Annotated in this window: 7 protein-coding genes and 3 pseudogenes; 9 read left to right on the top strand and 1 reads right to left on the bottom strand. The window is 64.7% G+C overall.

Annotated elements, in window-relative coordinates; translation table 11 throughout:
* The first annotated feature begins 300 nt into the window (after positions 1 to 300).
* The 9 genes and pseudogenes from Q427_RS19130 to maiA all read left to right on the top strand — a co-directional run bounded on the left by Q427_RS19130 (position 301) and on the right by maiA (position 6,504).
* Positions 301 to 1,269, top strand: a complete 969-nt coding sequence (locus Q427_RS19130; protein ID WP_043516701.1) for an MBL fold metallo-hydrolase — start codon at positions 301 to 303, stop codon at positions 1,267 to 1,269.
* 92 nt (positions 1,270 to 1,361) lie between these two features.
* A pseudogene (locus Q427_RS35580) lies at positions 1,362 to 2,003 on the top strand (FAD-dependent monooxygenase); the annotation flags it as partial.
* A 176-nt stretch (positions 2,004 to 2,179) separates the two neighbouring features.
* Positions 2,180 to 2,389 (top strand): annotated as a pseudogene (locus tag Q427_RS35575) (FAD-dependent monooxygenase); the annotation flags it as partial.
* A gap of 12 nt (positions 2,390 to 2,401) precedes the next feature.
* On the top strand, positions 2,402 to 2,614 hold the full coding sequence (locus tag Q427_RS34445; protein ID WP_231613792.1) for a hypothetical protein: 213 nt from the start codon (positions 2,402 to 2,404) through the stop codon (positions 2,612 to 2,614).
* Between the two features lie 119 nt (positions 2,615 to 2,733).
* Positions 2,734 to 3,096 (top strand): hypothetical protein, encoded by a 363-nt coding sequence (locus tag Q427_RS34440; RefSeq protein WP_231613791.1) that lies wholly within the window; start codon positions 2,734 to 2,736, stop codon positions 3,094 to 3,096.
* A complete protein-coding gene (locus Q427_RS19120) occupies positions 3,083 to 3,328 on the top strand; it encodes a DUF2783 domain-containing protein (RefSeq protein WP_051496531.1) in 246 nt (81 codons plus the stop codon). Before Q427_RS34440 ends, Q427_RS19120 begins: the two co-directional genes overlap by 14 nt.
* A 26-nt stretch (positions 3,329 to 3,354) precedes the next feature.
* Positions 3,355 to 4,661, top strand: a pseudogene (hmgA, locus tag Q427_RS19115) (homogentisate 1,2-dioxygenase).
* A gap of 133 nt (positions 4,662 to 4,794) precedes the next feature.
* Positions 4,795 to 5,829: a fumarylacetoacetate hydrolase family protein gene (locus Q427_RS19110; protein WP_043516699.1), complete on the top strand. Its 1,035-nt coding sequence runs from the start codon at positions 4,795 to 4,797 to the stop codon at positions 5,827 to 5,829.
* 30 nt (positions 5,830 to 5,859) lie between these two features.
* Entirely contained in the window at positions 5,860 to 6,504 is a 645-nt protein-coding gene (maiA, locus tag Q427_RS19105) for a maleylacetoacetate isomerase (RefSeq protein WP_043516698.1), read from the top strand.
* 62 nt (positions 6,505 to 6,566) lie between these two features.
* On the opposite strand, the gene Q427_RS19100 is transcribed toward maiA, so the two are convergent.
* Complete coding sequence (locus Q427_RS19100; protein WP_043516696.1) at positions 6,567 to 7,091, bottom strand: gamma carbonic anhydrase family protein; 525 nt, start codon at positions 7,089 to 7,091, stop codon at positions 6,567 to 6,569.
* Positions 7,092 to 7,108: the final 17 nt, after the last annotated feature.

Genomic DNA, 7,108 nt, shown 5'->3' with positions numbered 1-7,108 from the left:
GGCCAGAAGCTTCAGTCTGCGTATTCTCCGCTGTCACCATGACCGCAGTTACTCTCCCCTGCAACTAATTTGCCGAAAATTCGTATTAGACTTAGGTATTAAAAACCAAAGAAATCCATGATCTTAAGCAATTTTTTGCCATTTCTCCCGCAGCTGAACGTGAAACCAATCCCCGGACCGCTGGACATATAGTTTCAAAAGCAACTATGCTCGGTTCAACCTGACACGCCAGATCGGGTCGAGGCCGGCTGTTCTCGTGCACCTGGCCAGATGCCCCCGACGAGACATTGGAGAGGAACCATGAGCAAGAAATTTGCGTCCCACGCCGATACCGAAGAGAAGCAGATCAGCTTTACCAAGCTGGCCGAAGGCCTTTACGCCTATACCGCCGAGGGCGACCCCAATAGCGGTGTCATCATCGGCGATGACAGTGTGATGGTGATCGATACCCAGGCCACCCCGATCATGGCCCAGGATGTCATCCGCCGGATCCGCGAGATCACCGACCTGCCGATCAAGCACGTGGTGCTGACCCACTACCACGCCGTGCGCGTGCTGGGTGCCTCCGCCTACGACGCCGAGAACATCTACGCCAGCCAGCACACCTACGACCTGATCGTCGAACGCGGCCAGCAGGACTATGAGTCCGAGGTCGGCCGCTTCCCGCGCCTGTTCAAGGGGGTGGACTCCGTGCCCGGCCTGACCTGGCCCAACATCGTCTTCAAGGAGGAGCTGACGGTGTACATGGGCAAGCGCGAGGTGCGCATCATCCACCTGGGACGCGGCCACACCAAGGGCGACACCATCGTCTGGCTGCCCGAGGAGAAAGTGATGTTCTCCGGAGACCTGGTCGAATATGGCGCCACCCCCTACACCGGCGACGCCTATCACGAATACTGGCCGGCCACCCTCGACCGCCTGCAGGCGATGGCCCCGCAGAAGCTGGTACCAGGCCGCGGTGAGGCGCTGCAGACCCCCGAGCAGTGCCAGGAAGCGATCCAGGGTACCCGCGACTTCCTCAATGACATGTATGAAAGCGTCAAGGCGGGCAAGGCGGCCGGCAAGTCACTCTCCGAGTGCTATGCCGAGACCTACGCCCTGCTCAAGCCGAAGTACGGCCACTGGGTAATCTTCGATCACTGCGTGCCCTTCGACATCACCCGCTGCTATGACGAGGCGGGCGGCGAGCACCCCGATCCGCGGATCTGGACCGCCGAGCGCGACACCGCCATGTGGCACTCGCTGCAGGAAGTGGTCGAGAACCAGTAAGACACTACTACCAACCTCGCCGAAGCCTCATCCGGCTAGCGGCGCCTGCGGCAGGTCGACCCAGGGTCCGACCTGCCGCGGTCGGAGGAAGCATGCCATCTACCTACAAGAATCCCGTCTACCCGTATCGACGCCCACCGGAACTCGACCGTGACGACGTGCGCCACTGCCCGGTGGTGATCGTCGGCGCCGGCCCCACCGGCCTGGCCATGGCCATCGACCTGGCCCAGCAGGACATCGACTGCGTCGTGCTCGATGACAACAACACCGTCAGCGTCGGCTCACGAGCCATCTGCTTCGCCAAGCGTACCCTGGAGATCCTCGATCGCCTGGGCTGTGGCCAGCCGATGATCGAGAAGGGCGTGACCTGGCAGCACGGCCGGGTGTTCTTCAAGGAGCGGGAAGTCTACGACTTCAACCTGCTGCCGGAAGAGGGCCACCGCATGCCGGCCTTCATCAACCTGCAGCAGTACTACTTCGAGGAGTATCTGGTCGATCGTGCCGACGAGCTCGCCGAGCGGATCGACCTGCGCTGGAAGCACAAGGTGACCGAGGTCGACAGCCGCCCCGAGCGCAGCGAGGTGCTGGTCAGCACGGAAGACGGCGACTATCGCCTGACCTGCGACTACCTGCTGGTGGCCGACGGTGCCAACAGCAAGATCCGTGATCAGCTCGGCCTTGAGAGCAAGGGCCAGATCTTCCAGGACCACTTCCTGATCGCCGACGTGATCATGAAAGCCGACTTTCCCACCGAGCGCTGGTTCTGGTTCGACCCGCCCTTCCATCCCAACCAGTCGGTGCTGCTGCACAAGCAGCCGGACAACGTCTGGCGCATCGACTTCCAGCTGGCTGGGACGCCGACCCGGAAGAGGAGAAGAAGGAAGAGAACATCCGCCCCCGAGTGCAGGCCATGCTCGGTGAGGACGTGGAGTTCGAGCTGGAGTGGGCCAGCGTCTATACCTTCCGCTGTCGCAAGATGGATGACTATATCCACAACCGGGTGTTCTTCATGGGCGATGCCGCCCACCAGGTCTCGCCTTTCGGCGCTCGCGGCGCCAACGGTGCGCTGCAGAGCACCGAGAACCTGGCCTGGAAGCTGGCCCGGGTACTCAGGGGCCAGGCGCCCGAGGCATTGCTTGAGACTTACAATGACGAGCGCCAGCACGGTGCCGCCGAGAACATCCTGAACTCGACCCGCGCCACCGACTTCATCACGCCCAAGAGCCGCATCAGCCGCGTGTTCCGCGATACCACCCTGGAGCTGGCCGAGCACTACCCCTTCGCCCGCAGCCTGGTGAACAGCGGCCGGCTGTCGGTGCCCTGTCGTTATGACGCTCGCCGCTGAACGACACCGGCGCCGAAGGCTTCCCGCTGGAACTGCGACCCGGCAGCCCGGCCAAGGATGCGCCGATTCGACTCGCCGGTAAGAGCGCCTGGCTACTCAATCAGCTCGGCAACCGCTTCGTGCTGATGCTCGATGGGCGCGTCGACAATGCCCGGGCCGAGGTCCTGAAGACCGAACTGCAGTCGCTGCTGGATGAGCGCGACGACCTCGACCTGGTGATCGTCGGACCGACACCCCACGCCCTCTCCGGGCTGCCGCGCAGCATCGTGGTCGAGGACGCCGAGAACCTGATCGGAGAGCGCTACGGCCTGACGGCCGGCGCCGGCTACCTGCTGCGCCCCGATCAGCACGTGACCGCCCGCTGGCCCGAGGTCTCGGCCAAGGCGATCGACGAGGCGATGGAGCGTGCCCTGGGCGCCCACCTTGCCGCCGTTTCCGAAGACCGCCCCGACCATCAGGGAGGCCGCCATGCCACGGCTTGAACTCAATCCCAACTTCACCGCCCCGGACGCCTTCTACGCCGCGCTCACCGCAGCGCATCGCGAACGCAGCGAGGCGGAGAGCGAGCGCATCAATGCCCGGCTGATCCTGCTGCTGGCCAATCACATCGGCGACCAGCAGGTGCTCGAAGAGGCACTGGAGATCGCCACCCAGGCCAGCGAGCCTCAATCCAGCGAACCCCAGTCCACCGAACCCCAGGCCCGGCAACAATAACAGCACGGATGACGAGGATACCCCCCATGACGACCGAGACGCTTGAGTATCAAAGCGGCTTTCGCAACCATTTCTCCACCGAGCGCTGCCCGGCGCCCTGCCGGTGGGCCAGAATTCCCCCCAGCGTTGCGCCTATGGCTCTACGCCGAGCAGTACACCGGCTCGGCCTTCACCGCCCCGCGCCATCAGAACCTGCGCAGCTGGCTCTATCGCATCCGTCCCTCGGTGGTACAGAGCGCCTACCGCCCGCTGACCGTCGAGGGCGTGGCCACGGCACCGCTGGCCAAGCCCGCCGCCGACCCCAACCAGATGCGCTGGGACCCGCTGCCCGTTCCCGCCGAGCCCACCGACTTCGTCGACGGGCTGCTGAGCATCGCGGTCAACGGCGATGCCGGCACCCAGGCCGGCTGCGGCGTGCACGTCTACGCCTTCAACCGGGACATGACCGAGCGCTTCTTCTACAACGCCGACGGCGAGCTGCTGATCGTGCCGCAGCTTGGCACCCTGCGACTGCGCACCGAACTGGGCGAGCTGCAGGTGGCCGGCGGCGAGATCGCCGTGATTCCCCGCGGCATCAAGTTCCAGGTACGCCTGGCCGAGGGCGCCGACGCCGCCCGGGGCTATATCTGCGAGAACTACGGCAGCCCGCTGGAACTGCCGGGCCTGGGGCCCATCGGCGCCAACGGCCTGGCCAATCCACGCGATTTCCAGAGCCCCGTGGCAAGCTACGAGGACCTCAAGGGCGACTTCGAGCTGGTGGCCAAGTTCTCCGGTCGCTTCTGGGCCACGAAGCTCGGCCACTCGCCCCTGGACGTGGTGGCCTGGCACGGCAACTACGCGCCCTACAAGTACAACCTGGCCCACTTCAATACCATCAACACGGTGAGCTTCGATCATCCCGACCCGTCGATCTTCACCGTGCTGACCTCAGCCTCCGACACGCCGGGCATGGCCAACCTGGACTTCGTGATCTTCCCGCCGCGCTGGATGGTGGCCGAGAACACCTTCCGCCCGCCCTACTTCCATCGCAACCTGATGAGCGAGTTCATGGGCCTGATCCACGGCGAGTACGATGCCAAGGCGGAGGCTTCCTGCCTGGCGGCGCCAGCCTGCACAACTGCATGTCACCCCACGGACCGGACGCCGATACCTTCGAGAAGCTTCCAACGCCGAGCTTGCGCCTCACTATCAAGGCGATACCCTGGCGTTCATGTTCGAGAGCCGCTACGTCTATCATCCGACAGAGGCCGCACTGAACGCCGAGATCCGCCAGCGCGACTACGTCGACGTCTGGTCGACCCTGCGTTCGCACTTCGATCCGAAGCAGCCTTGAGCGACGTTAAACAGCCTTGAGCGACGACAGACAGCCCTGAGCGATTCGAAACAGCCCTGAGCGCTGCGGCACCAAGACAAAGAACGGACGAGGCCCCACGGGGCCTCGCCCCTGACGAAAGGACCCAACGACGATGAAACTCGCAACTCTGAAGAACGGCCGTGACGGCGAACTGATCGTGGTTTCCCGCGACCTGAGCCGCGCCGTACATGCCACCGACATTGCCGCCACCCTGCAGCAGGCGGTCGAGAACTGGGACAGCCTGGCACCCAAGCTGGAGCAGCGCTATGCCGAGCTCAACGACGGCAAGGCCGAGGGCGCCTTCGACCTGGACCAGGGCAAGCTGCACTCGCCGCTGCCGCGCAGCTACCACTGGGCCGACGGCTCCGCCTACCTCAACCACGTCAAGCTGGTGCGCCAGGCGCGCAATGCCGAGATGCCCGAGACCTTCTGGACCGACCCGCTGATGTACCAGGGCGGTGGCGACAAGTTCCTGGCGCCCACCGAGGACATCGAGGCGGTCAGCGAGGAGCACGGCATCGACTTCGAGGGTGAAATCGCGGTGATCACCGACGACGTGCCCATGGCGGTAACCCCGGAGCAGGCCGCCGGCCATATCAAGCTGATCATGCTGGTCAACGACGTCAGCCTGCGCGGCCTGATCCCCGGCGAGCTGGCCAAGGGCTTCGGCTTCTTCCAGGCCAAGCCGGCCTCCAGCTTCTCGCCCATCGCCGTGACCCCGGACGAGCTGGGCGATGCCTGGCAGGACGGCAAGGTGCACCTGCCGCTGACCGTGCACCTGAACGGCGAGAAGTTCGGCGAGCCGGAAGCCGGCCCGGACATGATCTTCAGTTTCCCGCAGCTGGTGGCCCATGCCGCCAGGACGCGGTATCTCGGCGCCGGCGCCGTGATCGGCTCGGGCACCGTCTCCAACCCCGACCCCGACGGCGGCCCGGGAAAGCCGATCGCCGATGGCGGCGTGGGCTACAGCTGCCTGGCCGAGGTGCGCATGGTCGAGCAGATCCTGCACGGTCAGGCCAAGACCTCCTTCATGCGCTTCGGCGACCGGGTGCGCATCGAGATGTTCGACCGTGAGGGCAACAACATCTTCGGCACCATCGACCAGCAGGTGGTGCCATACCAGACAAAGGTAAGTCAGCCCAAGTAAGCCAGCCCCAGCAGCCGCGGAGACTATACGATGACGACGCTATACGGCTATTTCCGCTCGTCGGCGGCCTACCGGGTGCGCATCGCCCTCAACCTGAAGGGCCTGGCGTACGACCAGGGCCTGGTCAACCTGGTCAAGGGTGAGCAGCGCGGGCAGGAGAATCTCGCCCGCAACCCCCAGGGGCTGGTGCCGGTACTCAAGACCGATGACGGCACCCAGCTGACCCAGTCCCTGGCGATCTGTGAGTATCTGGAGGAGCGCTACCCCGAACCGCCGCTACTGCCGATCGATCCGGCGGATCGCGCCCGGGTCCGAGCCTTGGCGCAGCTGGTGGCCTGCGAGATTCACCCGCTCAACAACCTCAAAGTGCTCAAGTACCTGGTCCATGAGCTGAAGCTGGACGAGGAGGCCAAGCTGGCCTGGTATCGCCACTGGATCACCGAGGGTTTCACCGCCCTGGAAGCGATGCTGGCCCGCGAGGCCGGCACCGGCGACTTCTGCCACGGCGATACCCCAACCCTGGCGGACCTCTGCCTGGTGCCCCAGGTGTTCAACGCCGAGCGCTTCGAGTGCGACCTTTCCGCCTACCCGCGGATCCGGCGCATCACCAACAACTGCCGCGCCCTCGACGCCTTCCACAGGGCATCACCCGGGGAGCAGCCGGACGCGGGCTGAGTGTCGGACCCGGGGTGCCACGTCAACGGCGTGGCACCCCTTCGCTACCATTCGGCCAGACATCAACCAATCCGTTCGAGTTTCTCCTTGTGCGCCTGCCCCCGCGTCACGTAGTGGCTGGCGCTGGCCTGCAGCTTGGCTACGGCTTCCGGGGAAAGCTCCCTGACGACCTTGGCCGGGGCACCGACGATCAGTGAATTGTCCGGAAAGCTCTTGCCCTCCGTGACCACGGCTCCGGCAGCGACCAGGCAGTTGCGCCCGATCACCGCGCCATTGAGGATGATCGCCTGGATACCGATCAGCGAGTTGGCGCCGATGGTGCAACCGTGCAGCATGGCCTGATGGCCGACGGTAACCCCCTCGCCCACCTCGAGCGGATAGCCGGGGTCGGTGTGCAGTACCGCACACTCCTGAATATTGCTGTTCTCGCGGATCGTGATCGTCTCGTTGTCACCGCGCAGCACGGCCTGGTACCAGACACTGGCTCCCTTTTCCAGCACGACACGGCCGATGACATCGGCCGTATCCGCCACATAGGTCATTTCGTGGATGTCGGGCTCGTGGCCGTCATAGCGATAGATCGACATGGTATCTCCTGGTCGAG

This window comes from Halomonas sp. BC04 (genome assembly GCF_000568385.1).
This window is presented reverse-complemented; position numbering and strand designations above follow the sequence as displayed.